This is a genomic window from Streptomyces sp. LS1784, from assembly GCF_020103755.1.
Lineage (GTDB): Bacteria > Actinomycetota > Actinomycetes > Streptomycetales > Streptomycetaceae > Kitasatospora.
The window spans coordinates 1-1,880 of the sequence record NZ_JAHSQD010000954.1; the positions used below are offsets into that span (position 1 = coordinate 1).

Below are 1,880 nucleotides of genomic sequence, written 5' to 3' on the forward strand. Positions count from 1 at the left end.
GCCCGCGAGCCGGCGCAGGCAGCAGTACCGGGCCAGTGAGAACAGCCAGGCGCGCAGCAGCCCGGGCTCGGCCAGCCGGGCGCCGTGCCGCCGCGCCAGCTCGCGGACCTCGCCCAGGGCGTCGGCGGCCGCGTCGTGCTCGCAGAGCACCGAGAGGCAGTAGGTGAACAGGCCGTCCACCTGCCGGTCGTACGCCACGAGCGCGGCGGCGGCCTTCGGTCCGGCCGGCCCGTTCGGTTCACCGGGCCCGGTCGGTTCACCCGGCCTGCCCGCCCCGGTCGGCCCAACAGTTCTCGTTGTCACCCGTCCGACGGTAGAGACCGTGCACGGCTGACCCCGGCCGTTCGCCGCGTATGTACTTCTTTCGGGTAACAACATCGCCCATCTGTGTGGACGCGGGGCGAGCCCGCGGGCGGGCCGTCGTTGTCACACCCAGGCGCTACGGTGGGCCGCATGCCTCCGCGTTCCAAGACCACCGCCAAGCCCCGCCCGGCGTACCGCTGCACCGAGTGCGGCAACCAGCTGCCCAAGTGGGTCGGCCGCTGCCCGGAGTGCAACGCCTGGGGCACGGTCGAGGAGTACGGCGCGGTGCCGATCCGCACCACGGCCGCCGGTCCGGTCAGCGCGCCCGCCCGCCCGATCGCCCAGGTGGACGGCCAGGTCGCGACGGCCCGCTCGACGGGCGTGCCGGAGCTGGACCGGGTGCTCGGCGGAGGCCTGGTGCCCGGCGCGGTGGTGCTGCTGGCCGGCGAGCCCGGCGTCGGCAAGTCCACCCTGCTGCTGGACGTCGCCGCCAAGGCGGCCACCGCGCAGCACCGCACGCTCTACGTCACCGGCGAGGAGTCGGCCGGCCAGGTCCGGCTGCGCGCGGACCGGATCAACGCCCTCTCGGAACACCTCTACCTCGCCGCCGAGTCCGACCTCGGCGCGGTGCTCGGGCACATCGAGGCGGTCAACCCCGGCCTGCTGATCCTGGACTCGGTGCAGACCATCGCCTCCGCCGAGCTGGACGGCGCCCCCGGCGGCCCGGCCCAGGTCCGGGAGGTGGCGAGCGCGCTGATCCGGGCGTCCAAGGAGCGCGGCATGGCCACCCTGCTGGTCGGCCACGTCACCAAGGACGGCCAGATCGCCGGCCCGCGGCTGCTGGAGCACCTGGTGGACGTGGTGTTGAGCTTCGAGGGGGACCGGCACGCCCGGCTGCGGCTCATCCGCGGGGTCAAGAACCGCTACGGCGCCACCGACGAGGTGGGCTGCTTCGAGCTGCACGACGAGGGCATCGTCGGCCTGGCCGACCCGTCCGGCCTCTTCCTGACCAGGCGTGACAAGCCCGTCCCGGGCACCTGCCTCACCGTCACCCTGGAGGGCAAGCGCCCGCTGGTGGCCGAGGTGCAGGCGCTGATGGTGGATTCGCAGATCCCCTCCCCGCGCCGCACCACCTCGGGTCTGGAGTCCCCCCGGATCGCGATGATCCTGGCCGTGGTCGAGCGGCACGGCGGGGTGAAGCTCGGCAAGCAGGACATCTACACCGCGACGGTCGGCGGGGTGAAGCTGACCGAGCCCTCCGCCGACCTCGCGGTGGCGCTCGCGGTGGCCAGCTCCTCCACCGACACCCCGCTGCCCAGCAACCTGGTGGCGATCGGCGAGGTCGGCCTGGCGGGCGAGGTGCGGCGGGTGACGGGTGTGCAGCGGCGGCTCGCCGAGGCGCACCGGCTGGGCTTCACCCACGCCCTGGTCCCGCCGGACCCGGGCAAGGTGCCGCCGGGCATGAAGGTGGTCGAGGTGGCCGACATCGGCGAGGCGCTGCGGGCCATCCCGGGCCGCCGCCGCTCCGCCGCCAAGCCGCGCACCGAGCCCCGCGGTGAGGCACCGTCGGCGCCGCC

General features: G+C 74.8%; 2 protein-coding genes. One reads left to right on the forward strand and one right to left on the reverse strand.

Annotated elements, in window-relative coordinates; all coding sequences use genetic code 11:
* Positions 1 to 303 (reverse strand): RNA polymerase sigma factor (locus KS423_RS48305; protein WP_374120176.1); only part of this gene is annotated, 303 nt, incomplete at its 3' end.
* 150 nt (positions 304 to 453) lie between these two features.
* Between KS423_RS48305 and radA the strand changes: the two genes are divergently transcribed.
* The coding region (gene radA, locus KS423_RS44590) for a DNA repair protein RadA (protein ID WP_224285386.1) at positions 454 to 1,880 on the forward strand (1,427 nt) is incomplete at its 3' end.